Raw genomic sequence first — 14,717 nt, forward strand, 5'->3', positions numbered from 1 at the left:
TATCAGAGGAAGCCCTTCAAGGCGTTACCCTATCATTTGACTTCTCGAAATAATAGTTCTGCTGAATATTGAATCAGCGCCTAACCTTTTCAGTTAGGAACGTGTCGCACAGCTATAACATTGCAAAGCAAGCATTTGAAAATGTAGGAAGTACTGGGGAACAAATTATTCAAACATATACCGAATTAAAATCAGCTAATGTAACATTCGTACAATCAAAAGTGGCAGAAGAACAACCAAAAACAACGAAAGAAAAATTACAGATCAATATTGAATCTGCAAAAGCAGTAGTGAAGAAAGCGCAAGCTGTAAATGTAACAGATGGTTCAGTGAAATCATTGCAACAAAAAATTACAGTTGCAGAAGCTGTATTACAAGATGTGCAAGTAAAAGATGCACAGGTAGAAACGATGAATCGTACATTAGAGTATGCGATTTCACTTGTTGAAAAAAGTATGAACAAATAAGAGAGAAGAAAAGAAGCTTATCATGATAGGCTTCTTTTTTGTTATACTAAAAGTAGCATAGAAAGAAGGAGCGAATAATTTGGAACAGAAAAAGCTAAAAAGAATTCTTGAATATGTATGGATCGCGGTTGTGCTCCTTGTAGGATATTATTTATTAAAAGATAAAAGTATTTGGGTTTTATTCTTAATGACGTTTTTATTAGCAGGATTAGGAACGTTATTTATTAACTTCTTCTTTGATAGTTTGAATGCCTGGAAGAAGAAAAAGAAGGGCACGAAGTAAAGGAGGGAATATATGCAAAAGTGGAAGCTCATATATCAGGTGATTATTTTCTTAGTGCTTGTGGGTATTGGAATGATCAAATACTCGACACCAATAGGAAATTGGGCATGGTTTACAGCTTGCATCGGCATATTTTTCATTTTACAATCGTTAACGAAAAAATATAATAGTACAGAAAGATAGCTCGCCATTTTATCGGCGAGCTATTTTGTTATGCTTTTTTCTGTTCATCATTTGTTTTTTCAATAGCTAAATGACTATGCTTTCTAGAGTAGAAGAAATAGAAGCATAAGCCGACTATAAGCCAAACTGCAAAGCTAATCCATGTTGTTTTAGACAAATTGATCATTAAATATAAGCAGCAAAGAATCGCGACAACTGGTAGTACAGGTACGAAAGGTGTGCGGAATCCGCGTTTTAAGTCAGGATGTGTTTTTCGTAAAATAAGTACTGCGCAGCAAACGAATGTAAAGGCTGTTAACGTGCCGATGTTTACTAAATTCGCTAGCAAATGTAAATCTAAAAGGCCTGCTAATAAAGCGGCAACAACGCCAGTAATCCACGTATTTAATAAAGGGATTTTTACTTTTTTATTTACACGTGCTAACGCTTTTGGAAGTAGACCGTCACGGCTCATTGCATATGAAACGCGAACTTGTCCATACATAACGACTAAGAGGACGGTTGTCATTCCAGTCATCGCTCCAACAGCGAGTAGTCCTGCAATTGCATCTTCACCAACGAAGTGCAATGCAAATGCAACTGGATCAGAAACGTCTAATTGTGTATAAGGAACCATACCTGTTAAAACGAAAGATACAATCATATATAAAATAGTACAAATAAGAAGGGAACCAATAATACCAATTGGTAAATCACGCTGTGGTTTTTTCGTTTCTTCTGCAGCGGTTGCGATTGCATCAAAACCTAAAAAGGCGAAAAACACAGTGGCAGCGCCAGTAATAATACCGTCGTATCCGAATGGAATGAACGGTGTCCAGTTTTCAGGTTTTACATATTTTGCGCCTGCTACGATAAAGGCGATAATAACTGCTAGCTTGATAAGAACCATAATATTATTAATGCGAGCGCTTTCGCGTATACCGAAGCTTAAAAGACCGGTAATGATTAGTAAAATACAAACAGCGGGTAAATCGATGAGGCCACCTTTTCCTACGCCAGGGGCCGAGGCGATTATGGCGGGCAGGTGTATATTGAAACCTTGTAGTAATGATTGTAAATAACCAGACCAACCGACAGCTACTGCTGCAACGGCAAGTAAATATTCGAGCATTAAACACCATCCGACGATGAAGGCGACGACTTCTCCGACTGTCATATATGCGTAAGTATACACACTTCCTGAGACAGGAATAGAAGAAGCAAATTCAGCATAACAAAAGGCTACACAAGCACAAGTAAATGCAGCAATAAGGAATGATAGCATAATACCAGGACCAGAATGTTTTGCTGCAACAATACCTGTTAATACAAAGATCCCTGTCCCAATTACGGCGCCGATTCCTAAAAACGTTAAATCGAGTGCAGTTAATGTTCTATCTAGTTGCTTTGGTGACTCAGTACTAAGCGCTTTTTTTCGTAATAATGACTTCACTTTGGACTCTCTCCCCCCGTTTTTTCATTTCCATAACTGCGACTATAGTATGAGCCCATTAAAAAAGAGTAAGTAAGTGGAGGTGCAGTTATGGTATGGAGTTTTTTAAAATTACTGGATTAATCTTAATATAATTCAGAATATTTTGTCAAATAAAAATATGACAAATAAAATGCGGATCAATAGGGGAAACTACTTGCAGAAATGGACGTGGGTTAACGACCCACTGATTAAAGTTAAAGTAGGAGCAGATGCTATGTTATTTTATTTTGAACTTGTCGTCATTTTACTTTGTACGAAATTAGCTGGTGATATTAGTGTGAGACTTGGTCAGCCTTCTGTACTTGGTAAGTTACTTGTTGGTATTCTTATCGGTCCGGCTGTACTCGGTATTATTAATAGTTCTGAATTGATTGATGAACTGAGTGAGATTGGTGTTTTGTTGCTTATGTTTATGGCGGGACTTGAAACGGATTTAGAAGAGTTAAATCGGAATTTGAAATCGTCATTTGCAGTAGCGGCTGGTGGAATTATTTTTCCTTTCATCGGTGGTTATGTAACAGGATTGCTGTTTGGATTAATACAATCCCATGCCATTTTTTTAGGTTTATTACTTTGCGCGACATCGGTTAGTATTACGGTGCAGACGCTACGTGATTTAGGAAAAATGAATACGAGAGAAAGTACAACAATTTTAGGTGCTGCCGTATTTGATGATGTCATTGTCGTTATTTTATTAGCATTTGTAATGAGTTTTTTAGGAACACAAGATGTGAATATAACACTTGTCATTGTAAAGAAAATTATTTTCTTTGTAAGTATTGTTTTTATTGCATGGAAAGTCGTTCCTTGGATTATGAAAATGCTTGTCCCGCTTCGTGTAACAGAAGCGTTAATTAGCGCGGCTCTTATTATTTGCTTCTCTTTTTCTTATTACAGTGAAATGATGGGAATTGCAGGTATTATTGGAGCGTTTGCAGCGGGAATTGCTATTTCTCAAACAGAGTATAAGCATGAAGTGGAACATAAAATTGAACCGATTGCTTATGCAATATTTGTTCCAGTATTCTTCGTAAGTATCGGAATGGAAATTACATTTCAAGGTATTGGAAGCCAGCTTTGGTTCATTATTATTATGACTCTTATTGCAATTTTCACAAAGTTAATCGGATCAGGTTTAGGAGCGAGACTGACAGGATTTAATCTCCAATCTTCTATTAGTATTGGCGCGGGGATGGTATCACGTGGTGAAGTAGCGCTTATCATCGCAGCAAATGGACTTACGGCGAATTTATTAGCGAAAGAAAATTTCACAGCGATTGTTATTGTTGTTATATTGACGACGATTATTACACCACCACTTTTGAAGAAATATTTTGCATAGAGAGGAAGGGCTTATCTGATGTAGGTAAGCTCTTTTTTTATTCCTAAAAGCAACGATCATATAGCATGAAGCGTTTGTAATTATGGTAAAATCTATGTATGTGATATGACAAGGAGAGGGAAGTGTGAAGATTACGAAGGAGAAGGTTATTGGTGTAATCGTACTTATTGCAGTATGTATACCATTTACTGCATGGAAAGAATCAAAAGTGAAAGATTTTCCGGTTTCTATTTTTTCGGAAGAAGCAGATGGTGAGTACGGTCAGAAGCTGAAATATACTGCTTTTTTACCTGATGTTGCGATTTGGATGAACGGTTGGGAAAAGAAGTGGACAGAAGGGGAAAGAACTGTTTATCAAAAAGGGAATCGCATTGTAAATGTGTTTCATCCTCCTGGCGATGATGGTTATTACCTTCTTGAAGCAAGAGAAAATAAGTGAACGCAACCGTAAGAAGTGGAGGTTAAATAGTGAAAGCTTCAACATTACTATTTAAAATTGAAAGTAATATGGATCAATTTTCACCAGCTGAGAAGAAGGTTGCCATGTACATAATGGAGAATGCAGAGATTGTACCGAATTTAACGACGAAAGAAGTGTCAACGAATGCAGGCGCAAGTGAAGCGAGTGTCGTTCGCTTTTGTAAATCGATTGGAATCGGAAGTTTTAAAGCATTTAAGATAGCACTCGTTCGTGAATTAACTATTGCTGATTATAATATTAACGATTTTTCAGTGATGAATACAGAAGATGGACCGTATGATTTATTTAATAAAGTTACTTATGTGAATAAAGCTGCAATTGAGGCGAGTGTTACTGCAATAGATAAGAGAGAACTTGAGAAAGCTGCAGATCGTATTGTAAATGCCGATAAAATTATCTTTTATGGAGTAGGCGGATCAGCTACGCCAGCAATGGACGGAGCTTATAAATTTACGCGGCTTGGATTTACAGCGATGATGCTATCTGATTTTCATATGATGTTGCCACTTGTGACGAATTTAAAAGAAGGCGATATATTTGTTGCGATTTCAACATCTGGTCGAACGAAAGATGTGCTTGAAATGGCGCAGTATGCAAAGAGACAAGGTGCAACTGTTATTGGAATTACGAAACTAGATCAATCATCACCGTTATATAAAGAAGCGGATATTCGCCTTTGTATGCCAGATGTAGAACAAGATCATCGTATTGCGAGTATTGCTTCGAGAATGACGCAACTGAATATGATTGATGCTTTATATGTGATTACTTTCAATCGGATTGGTAATAAAGTATTGGATCAATTTATGGAGACGCGAGAAGAAGCGTTGCGGTTACGGAAGTTAAAGTAGAAGCAAAGATGAGGAGACTCATCTTTTTTTATCCCCCTATTTGCCGGGCAGTAAGACCCTCACTTCAAAATTCAGCGGAAGCAAAGAAAGTTAGGTGGGGATCAACTGCCCGTAAATGCCCGATTGGTGCGGGCTAATAATCAGTGGGGATGAACAAAACCCACACTGATTAAAGTTTCACTTTATGATCTTTGACAAAAATATGTCATGTCGTGAAATTTTATTTCATAAAATAAGAAAGAGTAATTGATTTTTAGTTTCTTAAAGTTATAATAAAAGTGTGAAATATAATTTCAAAGAGGGTGGCAATATGTTAGAAAATTTATCGACAGAACATCGTAATGAGAAAACAATGAATTTGGATGAGATGAGCATAAAAGAAGTGTTGCAAAGTATGAATGAAGAAGATCGAACTGTTGCGTTAGCAGTTGAAAAAGAGATAGAACAAATTGAAAAGGTTGTACAGACTGTTATTAAATCTTTTGAAGAAGAGGGACGTTTAATTTACATTGGTGCTGGTACGAGTGGTCGTTTAGGTATTCTAGATGCAGTGGAATGTCCGCCGACATTTGGCACGGATGATAAAATGGTGCAAGGATTTATAGCAGGTGGATTGAAAGCGTTTACTAAAGCGGTGGAAGGTGCCGAAGATCGCGAAGAGTTAGCAGAAGAAGATTTAAAAAGTATTGGATTAAATGAGAAAGATACAGTGATTGGAATTGCTGCAAGTGGCAGAACTCCTTACGTAATTGGCGGCTTGAAATACGCACAGAGTGTAGGAGCGAGTACAGCGAGTATTTCTTGTAATAAAAATGCTGAAATAAGTAAATATGCAAAGTTAAATGTGGAAGTAGAGACAGGTGCAGAAATATTAACAGGATCAACGCGTTTAAAAGCTGGTACAGCACAAAAATTAGTGTTGAATATGATTTCAACAGCTTCGATGATTGGTGTAGGAAAAGTATATAAAAACTTAATGGTAGATGTTCAATCCACAAATGAAAAGTTAGTAGAACGATCAAAACGAATTATTGTGGAAGCAACAGGCACTAGTTATGAAGTAGCGGCAGAGTATTATGAAAAGGCAGAACGTAACGTAAAAGCTGCCATTGTTATGGTGTTGTTGCAGTGCGAATATGGGGAAGCACTGGAGAAACTAAAATGCGCAAAAGGGTTTGTGAAGAAAGCACTATAAAATAATAGGGAGGGGGATTCTATTATGAAGAAAGAAGAGAGAATGGCCAAGGAAATTTCGGAGCAACTTGGAGGAATAAAAAATATTCGTAGTATTGCTCATTGTATGACGAGACTACGATTAACGCTTCATGATGAAAGTAAAGTAAATATGGACCTTTTAAAAAAAGTTGAAGGCGTTATGGGTGTTATAGAAGATGAGACGCTTCAAGTTGTCGTTGGTCCAGGAACAGTAAATAAAGTAGCAGCTGAAATGGAAGGCTTAACAGGACTACGAATTGGTGAGATAGCAGATCATCACCTTGAAGATATTGGGCAAGAGATGAAATCAGAGATTAAGAAGAAAAATAATACACCGGTGAAAAACTTTTTACGAAAAATAGGAAGTATTTTCATTCCGTTAATTCCAGGACTTGTTGCGTCAGGAATTATAAACGGGGTTGCTAACTTTGCGAAAAACGCTGGTGCTGATCCAAATGCAACGTGGTTACAAATGTTACTACTCATTGGCGGCGGTATCTTTACATTCTTAGGGATTTTAGTTGGTTGGAATACAGCGAAAGAGTTCGGCGGGACACCGGTTCTTGGGGCAATTGCTGGCATTTTAATTTTCAACCCGGCGATGGCAAACGTAAAATTGTTTGGTGAAGCATTAGTGCCCGGACGGGGCGGATTATTCGCAGTTATTTTTGCAGCATGGCTTATGGTTGTAGTGGAAAGACAAGTTCGAAAAGCAGTGCCGAATGCAGTTGATATTATCGTGACACCACTCATTACTGTATTAGTTGTAAGTATTGTAACAATGTTAGCCATTCAGCCATTAGCAGGTTTCTTATCAGATGGTATTACGAGCGGAATTAATGCGATTTTAAATATTGGCGGAGCATTTGCTGGCGCAGTACTTGCGGGAACATTTTTACCTCTTGTTATGGTCGGATTGCATCACGGTTTAACACCAATTCATATGGAATTTATTAATCAAACACACGTAACACCTTTATTACCAGTACTAGCAATGGCTGGTGCTGGCCAAGTGGGCGCAGCAATTGCGATTTATGTGAAAACAAAAAACAAACGACTTCGAAATGTAATTAAAGGTGGATTGCCAGTTGGCTTTTTAGGAATTGGTGAGCCGCTATTATACGGGGTTACATTACCACTTGGGAAACCGTTTATTACTGCTTGTTTAGGAGCGGCTGTCGGTGGTGCATTCCAAGCAGTTATGCAAACAGCTTCTCTTGGAATTGGCGTATCAGGGCTATCTTTAATTCCGTTAATTGCTGACAATAAATATTTACTATATTTCTTAGGTTTAGTAATTGCATATGCTTTCGGATTTATCTTTACGTACTTCTTCGGATTTAAAGAAGAAATGGCAGAAAACATATAGAGAAAGGGATTCCTTTCTCTTTTTCTATTAATAGAGAGGGAGATTTATATGATCGGAGTTTCCATTTATCTTTCAAAAGAACGAGTAGAGAAACAAGAAGAGTGGCTAAAAGTAGCGAAGGAACATGGGTTTACATCTATTTTTACATCACTGCACATTCCAGAAGATGATCCAAATACGTATAAAGAGTTAATTCAAATATTAGGGAAACAAGCTTTTGCACATGAAATGGAGCTAATGGTTGATGTTTCTCCAAAATCGTTACACCATTTAGGGCTAACATATGAAAATGTGGAAGAGCTATTGGACTGGGGTATTACCGGTTTAAGAATGGATTACGGCATTGCGCCAAAAGAAATTGCAAGCGTATCTCATAAGATGAAAGTAGCTTTAAATGCGAGTACGATTACAAAGTCATTTTGGAAAGAATTACTTACAGAACATATAAGAGTAGAGAATGTAGAAGCATGGCATAATTTTTACCCGCGCCCAGAGACAGGACTAGCAAAGTCCTTCTTACAAAAACAAAATCAATATTTACAGAAGTGCGGAATAAAGACAATGGCATTTATTCCAGGAGATGCGGAAAAACGTGGTCCGTTATATGAAGGGTTACCAACGTTAGAAAAACATCGCAATATGCGCCCGCTTGAAGCGTACTTAGAACTTGTACAAGATTGTGGTGTTGATAAAGTATTGATTGGAGATATAAGCGCAAGTTTAGAAAGTATGCAAGAAGTAGCTAGTGCAAGTAGAGGGATTATTCCATTGCGTTACAAATCATTTATAACTGATAAAGAAGTATTAAAAGTGGTAGAGCAAGTGCATACAAATAGACTAGATCCGTCTCGTGATGTTATTCGATCTGTAGAATCAAGGGAAGGAAATAGAGTGGTGATAAAGCCGATGCATACAATTGTAAGAAAGAAAGGGAGCATTACAATTGATAATGAATTGTACGGTAGATATGCAGGGGAGATGCAAGTTGCCACATATGATTTACCTGTAGATGAGAAAGTGAATGTTGTTGGAATGGTTGTGGAAGAGGACGTTTCTTTGCTGCCTTATATTGGCGCTGGAAAAATGTTCCAACTTTTTCTATGCGATAGAATAAAAGCTTGAATTAGCGCTATTTTGTAAGAAAACATTATCCGTAAAACGGATAATGTTTTTTGTTTTATTTAAAAAAGTATTTGACGAATGAAATAAAATACCGTATTGTTTTGACTTGTAAATAAAAGTTCACCATAACAAAACAAAAAGGAGAGTTCAAAATGAATCAATATATTGGGAATTTAATTATTCGTATCGTGTTAGGAGTTACGTTCTTTGCACATGGTTTAGCAAAGTTTCAATCAGGTATCGATAATGTAGCAGGATGGTTTACAAGCATCGGTTTACCAGGTGGCCTTGCATATGGCGTAGCAACTGTAGAATTAGTTGGTGGTATATTATTAATTATCGGTTTAGGTGTACGATATGTAGGATTGTTATTCGCTCTTATTTTAGCTGGAGCTATCGTAAAGGTAAATGGAGCAGCAGGTTTATTAGGAGATGGAAAGAATCCAGGATATGAATTAGATCTTGCATTATTATCAATGGGTGCGTATTTATTCGTAGTAAAAGCAGAAGGATATGTAGATCGTTTCTTAAAAGAGAAAGTAATGAAAACGAAGTAAATTTTATTTATAAATGTTGACTTGAAGAAGTATTGTAACTATAATGATTACAATGAATAGATTAAGAGTAAAACAATTTAAATATTTTTTTACACAAGATGTAACTATGTCGGTTACGTCTTGTGTAAAAATAAATAAACGGGAGGAAGAAATATGCCTAAATCAAATTTAGAAATTATTAAAAGCACGTATGAAGGATCAGCTTCTTCGAATGCAAAGCATTTAGCAGAAGCCCTCTCTGAAAAAGTGGAATGGACAGAGGCAGAAGGTTTTCCGTACGGCGGAACATATAAAGGCGTAGAAGCTATAATGGAAAATGTATTTAGCCGTTTAGGATCAGAATGGGATGATTATAAAGCAAGTGTAAATACATATCATGAAGTAAGCGGAAAAGATGTAATTATTGCTGAAGGTATGTATTCTGGAGTTTATAAAGAAACAGGAAAATCATTTGAAGCAGAATTTGTTCATGTATGGCAACTGGAGAACGGAAAAATCGTGAAGTTTAAGCAATATGTAGATAGTCATATTGTTAGGGAAGCAATGAAGAGCTAATGCTTTTTAAATGGATCGTAGGTATATGCATTACAATTATAGTAATTTTCTCGTCTATAGTTGGCGGAATGAAATTGCTTGCATATGTAGAAAAAGAAAATAAAAATATTCAAACCGAGCGAGCGACAAACGAAAAAGAGAAAAAAGCTGCAGAAGAAGCTCCGCAAATTAGTGAAGGTGAAATTATTTCTACTATGCATAAAATGGTGCACCAAAAGGTAAAATCCTCTGAAAAATGGGGATTTGTAGAGATGACAAAAAAGGAAATTTCTAATGTAAAAAGAGATATTGAAAATAGTACAGGTTTTCAATATAAAATGAAGTTATTTTCTATTATAAATAGGTGGGAAAAAGGAGATTTTTCTCAAACTGTTGAGGAGCATAACTTTTTATGGAGCCTTCAAGGTGGAGATACTGGCAAGGCGACGGAACGTTTATCGCCAGAAGAGGAAAAGCAGTATATAAGAGAAATGAAGAGTAAATAAAAACATCGCCAACCTAGATGACGATGTTTTTTCATTAAGAATGTTTTCGTATTAAAGGTCTAGTTGGCTGAACGGCAACAGTTTTGAAATGAGAAAATAAATAACATCCTGTTACAACGATAATTGTCCCTAAAATTTGTATCCACGTTAATTCTTCTCCGAGAAATATGAATGCTAAAATGGCTGTGAAAATTGGATTGAAGTTTAGAAAAATACCTGATGTAGTTGCGCCTAATTTTTGTACGCCAATATTCCAAAATACCATACAAAGAACTGTCGAAATAAGCCCAGTATATAAAAGTGATGTGATGAAAGAAGTATTTATATTTGAAACAGTGAAGCTACCTATGTTAAACGGTAGTAATAAAATAACGCCGAAAATACCAGAGTACAACGTTGCCATAAGTGGTGTAGTTGTTTTTGTTGCCCATTTACTACAAACAGAATAGATTCCCCAAATACAAACCGCTGCAATCATCCATAAATCACCGCTATTAAAATGTAGTGAAAATAAAAGCGAGAAATCACCTTTTAATAGGACGAGGATGACCCCGAAGAATGAAAGAATCATGGATAGGATTTGAAGTGTATTTACTTTTTCTTTTAGAAATAATACTGAAAATAATGCGATTGAAATTGCATTCAATGTAGAAATAAGACCTACATTCGTAGCGGATGTTTTTTCTAATGCTAAAAATTGAAAGATGTTAAAAAGAGCGACTCCTGAAATTCCCATTAATATTAACGGAATTATTGCGGTACGTGGTGGAAGGATTTTCTTTTCTTTAAGCCATACCATTGGTAATAAACAAACAATCGCAATCATCCATCTTAAATTTGTCAATGTCATCGGTGATGCATGATCGACGAGTGATTTTCCAACGACGAAATTTCCTCCCCATAATAAGCTCGTTAGTAATAGTAAAAAGACGTAAAAATAAGGCATGATAAAATCCCCTTTTTTGTAATCAATACGAATTGTAAATAATTTTAGCATTTTTCTTTATTATGTAATATATTATTTTGTATAATGGTGAAAACTCGATAAAATCTTTAGTTTAAAATGATATTTACAGAAAGATATTCAGTTTTATATAAATTATAAGTTGTTTTTTCGAATAATCATCGGTAAGAAAAAAGGAGGAATTGTAATGGAGTCGTCTGTTATTAAAGTGTTGGATGATTTGGATGTACAAATTTTAGATATATTGCAGAAGGATTCACAAGTAAGTAATGCAGAGCTGGCACGTCGCGTTAATTTATCACCGGCTGCGATGCATGCAAGAATAAAAAGGTTAGATGGGGAAGGTTTCATCGATAAGCAAGTTGCGATTTTAAATCAAGAAAAGCTTGGGTTTGATTTATTATGCTTTATTTTTATGAGTACGAATATTCATCAATTTGACAAGTTAGAAGTGTTGGAGAAAGAATTAGAATCGATGCCGGAAGTGTTAGAATGTCACTGTTTAACAGGAGAGTACGATTATTTATTAAAGGTTGCAAATCGTGATCGTAAAGAACTAGAGCAGTTTATTAGAAAGCTGAATAAGCTTGGTATTACACGTATACAGACGAGTTTGGCACTTCGTGAAATTAAATATTCAACAGTATTACCGATACGAGATGAGGAACCGAGCATCAATTAGATTGCTTGGTTTTTTGTTTGTATAAAGTGATTGACGAGGAGAAAAGAGAGCTGTATTATTATATGAAATTATGAATTAAAATTCATTTTAAGTTATAAATATTAATATCGAGGGCAAGGGGATGTAATATGAAAATCTGTAATGCGGTGACGAGTGATGTGAAAGAAATTTATAGTCTTATTGAGGTTTATGCAAAAGAGGGAGTTGTTTTACCACGTTCTCTTTTGTCTCTTTATCAATATTTGCAATGTTTATATGTTATGAAAGAAGACGAGAGAATTGTTGGAGTTGCTGGATTGCATGTATTAGGGGAAGATCTTGCAGAAATACGATCGTTAGTAGTTTCGCATACATATGCAGGGAAAGGAATAGGGCGTATGCTCGTAAATCATGTAATGGAGGAAGCTACGAAAATAAATGTAAGAAGAGTAATTTCCTTAACATATGAAACAGTATTTTTTCAAAAGTGTGGATTTGATTTTATAAATAAAGAAGCGTTGCCAGAGAAAGTATGGATTGATTGTAGACATTGTCCAAAGATGGATTATTGTGATGAAGTGGCGATGGTTCGGTATGTTGGATAAAAAATTTATAGAGAAAAAGTTCCCACTATTATTTACAGATATAGTGGGAACATGTATTTACATAAGAAATGGACAGGTTATTAAGAATTTGAATTCGTTTGTCTTACGGCAAAATTATAAAGTGGATCTTTAAGTTCATAGTTATACGTTAAACCGTCGACAATTCCTACAACCTTATCATTATCATAAAGGTCAAGCATAAATTGTGCCATTTGTTTTGCAGTGTGGAATTTCGGTACAACATTATCGTATTCGAACTCATCAATACCAAATGAACGTTTTGCAAATTCTGTTTCAGTTGCCCCAGGTGCTAAAACCTTTGCTTGCAGTTTTGCGCCTTGTTCTTTCAGTTCGTGAGACAGCCCTTCTGTAAAGGCACTTACATAAAATTTTGTAGCGCAATACGTAACAGCATCAGCGACAATCGTGTATCCGCCGCCCGATGAAACGTTAATAAGCTGTGTTCCGTCAACCATTGAATAATCTCGAACGAAAAGAGAAGAGAGTATTGTTAGTGCTTCTATATTGACATGCAACATCGTCTCGATTTTATTTAAATTTTGTTCGGCAATTGAGGCGAAATTACCAAAACCTGCGTTATTAATCCACGTTTCAATTTGAAAAGCTTGTAGGCTTTCATAAAGTTTATAAACATCTTCAGTAACAGATAAATCAGTTCGTCGAATGACAACATCTAACTCTGGATGCATTTCGTTAATTTTCAATTTTAATCCATCTAATTCTTCTTGTCTTCGAGCTACAAGTACTAAATTTTTCCCGCGAGATGCAAATGCTAAAGCTGCTTCATAACCAATTCCGGAACTTGCACCAGTAATAACAGTGTATTTCATATAAAATCCCCCTAAATTCAAATTTATTTATGGTTAGATTGTATTTGTTAGAGTATACTCTAAGTCAAATGTTTTTTATAAATTTGATACGTTCATAAAATATATAAGGATAAGCATGTGGAGGGAGTTTAGTATGTATACAATTAGTGAGGTAGCAAAATTATTAGGATTGAGCACACATACACTACGTTATTATGAAAAGGAAAATATATTGATTGCAAATCGTGATACAAATGGAAATCGACTTTACGAAGAGTCACATATAAAGTGGTTGCAGTTTGTAATGAAATTAAAACAAACGCAAATGCCAATAGCGAAAATAAGAGAATACGCTAGATTATATACAGAAGGGGCGCATACAACAGAAGCTCGTTTACAGCTCCTAGAAGATCATAGGAAATCTATTCAGATTCAAAGAGAAAACTTAGAGGTTACAGAGAAGATGCTTGAGAATAAAATTCGTGCATACAAAGGCTCATTGGAAAATAAATAGATGGTTGTTATGTGATGAAAAATGGATTTGATCTATGAGTATTTCATCATAGTGTATGGATAAATAAAAAAGAGCAGCTAGCAAAAGCTAACTGCTCCATTCAAGGGATCTCTCCAAGGGGGAGTGGAGAAAATATTATGTTACTAGCATTATTGACAGATTATTAGGAAATATACAAATAGGATGAAAGAAATTTTAAATAAACTTTCGGCATTGACAATTTTTAAAATGTTCATGTACAATATATATGAATGACATTCAGTCATTTTCGTGTGACAGGATGCAGTTAGCTTAGAAATGGAACAAATACAATGGTAAATGAGGATGATAGTTGTTTTTATATAGTATTGATGAAAGAGTATATTTTTTTAAAACAAAAATGACTGATAGTCAGTCATAAGAGGTGAGAGGTATGAAAAATAGAGCTTGGTTATATGTCATATTAACATGTATCTTTGAAATTTTTTGGGTGTTTGGTTTTAATACGGCTAATACTTGGTGGCATTGGATTATTATTTTAGGAGTTATCGCTGTTGATTTTCACTTCCTTTCTAAAGCGTGTGAACATCTTGCAACAGGAACTGTATATGCTATTTTCGCTGGAGCTGGTACGGTAGGTACTTTCTTAATGGATGTATTTCTTTTCGGTGGAAGTTTCAGCGCAGGCAAACTATTCTTCATTCTTATGGTAGTAGCCGGCGTTATCGGTTTAAAGTTAGCTGACAATAAAGAAGAAACTGTGGAAGGAGCTGCTTAAAA

18 protein-coding genes and 1 pseudogene are annotated in these 14,717 nt (G+C 35.7%); 16 read left to right on the forward strand and 3 right to left on the reverse strand.

The features are described from left to right. Positions 1 to 107 precede the first annotated feature (107 nt). From ACS2CR_RS19600 to ACS2CR_RS19610, 3 genes and pseudogenes are all read left to right on the forward strand, one after another. Positions 108 to 467, forward strand: a pseudogene (locus ACS2CR_RS19600) (LamG-like jellyroll fold domain-containing protein); the annotation flags it as partial. Between the two features lie 79 nt (positions 468 to 546). Further along, the gene (locus ACS2CR_RS19605) at positions 547 to 750 is read left to right on the forward strand and encodes a hypothetical protein (protein WP_000435800.1); all 204 of its coding nucleotides are present in this window, start codon (positions 547 to 549) and stop codon (positions 748 to 750) included. A 12-nt stretch (positions 751 to 762) separates the two neighbouring features. Continuing rightward, positions 763 to 933 carry a hypothetical protein gene (locus tag ACS2CR_RS19610; protein ID WP_001174850.1) on the forward strand — a complete coding sequence of 57 codons (171 nt, stop codon included), beginning with the start codon at positions 763 to 765 and terminating at the stop codon, positions 931 to 933. Between the two features lie 28 nt (positions 934 to 961). On the opposite strand, the gene ACS2CR_RS19615 is transcribed toward ACS2CR_RS19610, so the two are convergent. After that, on the reverse strand, positions 962 to 2,365 hold the full coding sequence (locus ACS2CR_RS19615; RefSeq protein ID WP_053512557.1) for an amino acid permease: 1,404 nt from the start codon (positions 2,363 to 2,365) through the stop codon (positions 962 to 964). A gap of 160 nt (positions 2,366 to 2,525) precedes the next feature. Here ACS2CR_RS19615 and ACS2CR_RS19620 point away from each other — a divergent pair, with 160 nt between their 5' ends. The 9 genes from ACS2CR_RS19620 (at position 2,526) to ACS2CR_RS19660 (ending at position 10,384) form a co-directional block, all read left to right on the forward strand. After that, positions 2,526 to 3,749 (forward strand): cation:proton antiporter, encoded by a 1,224-nt coding sequence (locus ACS2CR_RS19620; RefSeq protein ID WP_140159915.1) that lies wholly within the window; start codon positions 2,526 to 2,528, stop codon positions 3,747 to 3,749. Positions 3,750 to 3,873: 124 nt separating this feature from the next. Continuing rightward, complete coding sequence (locus ACS2CR_RS19625; protein WP_000704958.1) at positions 3,874 to 4,188, forward strand: hypothetical protein; 315 nt, start codon at positions 3,874 to 3,876, stop codon at positions 4,186 to 4,188. Positions 4,189 to 4,217: 29 nt separating this feature from the next. Beyond that, a complete protein-coding gene (locus tag ACS2CR_RS19630) occupies positions 4,218 to 5,081 on the forward strand; it encodes a MurR/RpiR family transcriptional regulator (protein ID WP_000648172.1) in 864 nt (287 codons plus the stop codon). Between the two features lie 310 nt (positions 5,082 to 5,391). Continuing rightward, positions 5,392 to 6,276: an N-acetylmuramic acid 6-phosphate etherase gene (gene murQ / locus ACS2CR_RS19635; RefSeq protein ID WP_053512556.1), complete on the forward strand. Its 885-nt coding sequence runs from the start codon at positions 5,392 to 5,394 to the stop codon at positions 6,274 to 6,276. Between the two features lie 24 nt (positions 6,277 to 6,300). After that, entirely contained in the window at positions 6,301 to 7,665 is a 1,365-nt protein-coding gene (locus ACS2CR_RS19640) for a PTS transporter subunit EIIC (RefSeq protein WP_000711291.1), read from the forward strand. 48 nt (positions 7,666 to 7,713) lie between these two features. Then, on the forward strand, positions 7,714 to 8,787 hold the full coding sequence (locus ACS2CR_RS19645; RefSeq protein ID WP_000580612.1) for a DUF871 domain-containing protein: 1,074 nt from the start codon (positions 7,714 to 7,716) through the stop codon (positions 8,785 to 8,787). 152 nt (positions 8,788 to 8,939) lie between these two features. Beyond that, on the forward strand, positions 8,940 to 9,344 hold the full coding sequence (locus ACS2CR_RS19650) for a DoxX family protein (RefSeq protein ID WP_001077751.1): 405 nt from the start codon (positions 8,940 to 8,942) through the stop codon (positions 9,342 to 9,344). Positions 9,345 to 9,497: 153 nt separating this feature from the next. Then, complete coding sequence (locus ACS2CR_RS19655; RefSeq protein WP_053512555.1) at positions 9,498 to 9,899, forward strand: nuclear transport factor 2 family protein; 402 nt, start codon at positions 9,498 to 9,500, stop codon at positions 9,897 to 9,899. Then, positions 9,899 to 10,384, forward strand: coding sequence for a PRK06770 family protein (locus tag ACS2CR_RS19660; RefSeq protein WP_053512554.1), 486 nt, complete (start codon positions 9,899 to 9,901; stop codon positions 10,382 to 10,384). Before ACS2CR_RS19655 ends, ACS2CR_RS19660 begins: the two co-directional genes overlap by 1 nt. A gap of 34 nt (positions 10,385 to 10,418) precedes the next feature. On the opposite strand, the gene ACS2CR_RS19665 is transcribed toward ACS2CR_RS19660, so the two are convergent. After that, entirely contained in the window at positions 10,419 to 11,330 is a 912-nt protein-coding gene (locus tag ACS2CR_RS19665) for a DMT family transporter (RefSeq protein ID WP_042890525.1), read from the reverse strand. 205 nt (positions 11,331 to 11,535) lie between these two features. Here ACS2CR_RS19665 and ACS2CR_RS19670 point away from each other — a divergent pair, with 205 nt between their 5' ends. Continuing rightward, positions 11,536 to 12,030 (forward strand): Lrp/AsnC family transcriptional regulator, encoded by a 495-nt coding sequence (locus ACS2CR_RS19670; RefSeq protein WP_016109291.1) that lies wholly within the window; start codon positions 11,536 to 11,538, stop codon positions 12,028 to 12,030. A 128-nt stretch (positions 12,031 to 12,158) separates the two neighbouring features. Then, the gene (locus tag ACS2CR_RS19675; protein ID WP_000686662.1) at positions 12,159 to 12,614 is read left to right on the forward strand and encodes an N-acetyltransferase; all 456 of its coding nucleotides are present in this window, start codon (positions 12,159 to 12,161) and stop codon (positions 12,612 to 12,614) included. 80 nt (positions 12,615 to 12,694) lie between these two features. Here ACS2CR_RS19675 and ACS2CR_RS19680 read toward each other — a convergent pair whose 3' ends face one another. Then, the gene (locus ACS2CR_RS19680; RefSeq protein WP_000878073.1) at positions 12,695 to 13,465 is read right to left on the reverse strand and encodes an SDR family NAD(P)-dependent oxidoreductase; all 771 of its coding nucleotides are present in this window, start codon (positions 13,463 to 13,465) and stop codon (positions 12,695 to 12,697) included. A 133-nt stretch (positions 13,466 to 13,598) separates the two neighbouring features. Here ACS2CR_RS19680 and ACS2CR_RS19685 point away from each other — a divergent pair, with 133 nt between their 5' ends. Together ACS2CR_RS19685 and ACS2CR_RS19690 are read left to right on the forward strand one after the other, a co-directional pair. Further along, positions 13,599 to 13,958: a MerR family transcriptional regulator gene (locus tag ACS2CR_RS19685; RefSeq protein ID WP_000288059.1), complete on the forward strand. Its 360-nt coding sequence runs from the start codon at positions 13,599 to 13,601 to the stop codon at positions 13,956 to 13,958. Positions 13,959 to 14,370: 412 nt separating this feature from the next. Beyond that, complete coding sequence (locus tag ACS2CR_RS19690) at positions 14,371 to 14,715, forward strand: DMT family transporter (protein WP_000796018.1); 345 nt, start codon at positions 14,371 to 14,373, stop codon at positions 14,713 to 14,715. Positions 14,716 to 14,717: the final 2 nt, after the last annotated feature.

It is taken from the genome of Bacillus cereus group sp. BceL291, assembly GCF_051776705.1.
In the GTDB taxonomy this organism is placed as follows: Bacteria; Bacillota; Bacilli; order Bacillales; family Bacillaceae_G; genus Bacillus_A; species Bacillus_A cereus.

What these genes read in the sequence shown, in the direction of transcription:
- ACS2CR_RS19610 (WP_001174850.1), top strand. Translation starts at nt 763, where the DNA reads ATGCAAAAGTGGAAGCTCATATATCAGGTGATTATTTTCTTAGTGCTT.
- ACS2CR_RS19620 (WP_140159915.1), top strand. Translation starts at nt 2,526, where the DNA reads ATGACAAATAAAATGCGGATCAATAGGGGAAACTACTTGCAGAAATGG.
- murQ (WP_053512556.1), top strand. Translation starts at nt 5,392, where the DNA reads ATGTTAGAAAATTTATCGACAGAACATCGTAATGAGAAAACAATGAAT.
- ACS2CR_RS19640 (WP_000711291.1), top strand. Translation starts at nt 6,301, where the DNA reads ATGAAGAAAGAAGAGAGAATGGCCAAGGAAATTTCGGAGCAACTTGGA.
- ACS2CR_RS19645 (WP_000580612.1), top strand. Translation starts at nt 7,714, where the DNA reads ATGATCGGAGTTTCCATTTATCTTTCAAAAGAACGAGTAGAGAAACAA.
- ACS2CR_RS19650 (WP_001077751.1), top strand. Translation starts at nt 8,940, where the DNA reads ATGAATCAATATATTGGGAATTTAATTATTCGTATCGTGTTAGGAGTT.
- ACS2CR_RS19655 (WP_053512555.1), top strand. Translation starts at nt 9,498, where the DNA reads ATGCCTAAATCAAATTTAGAAATTATTAAAAGCACGTATGAAGGATCA.
- ACS2CR_RS19660 (WP_053512554.1), top strand. Translation starts at nt 9,899, where the DNA reads ATGCTTTTTAAATGGATCGTAGGTATATGCATTACAATTATAGTAATT.
- ACS2CR_RS19665 (WP_042890525.1), bottom strand. Translation starts at nt 11,330, where the DNA reads ATGCCTTATTTTTACGTCTTTTTACTATTACTAACGAGCTTATTATGG.
- ACS2CR_RS19670 (WP_016109291.1), top strand. Translation starts at nt 11,536, where the DNA reads ATGGAGTCGTCTGTTATTAAAGTGTTGGATGATTTGGATGTACAAATT.
- ACS2CR_RS19675 (WP_000686662.1), top strand. Translation starts at nt 12,159, where the DNA reads ATGAAAATCTGTAATGCGGTGACGAGTGATGTGAAAGAAATTTATAGT.
- ACS2CR_RS19680 (WP_000878073.1), bottom strand. Translation starts at nt 13,465, where the DNA reads ATGAAATACACTGTTATTACTGGTGCAAGTTCCGGAATTGGTTATGAA.
- ACS2CR_RS19685 (WP_000288059.1), top strand. Translation starts at nt 13,599, where the DNA reads ATGTATACAATTAGTGAGGTAGCAAAATTATTAGGATTGAGCACACAT.
- ACS2CR_RS19690 (WP_000796018.1), top strand. Translation starts at nt 14,371, where the DNA reads ATGAAAAATAGAGCTTGGTTATATGTCATATTAACATGTATCTTTGAA.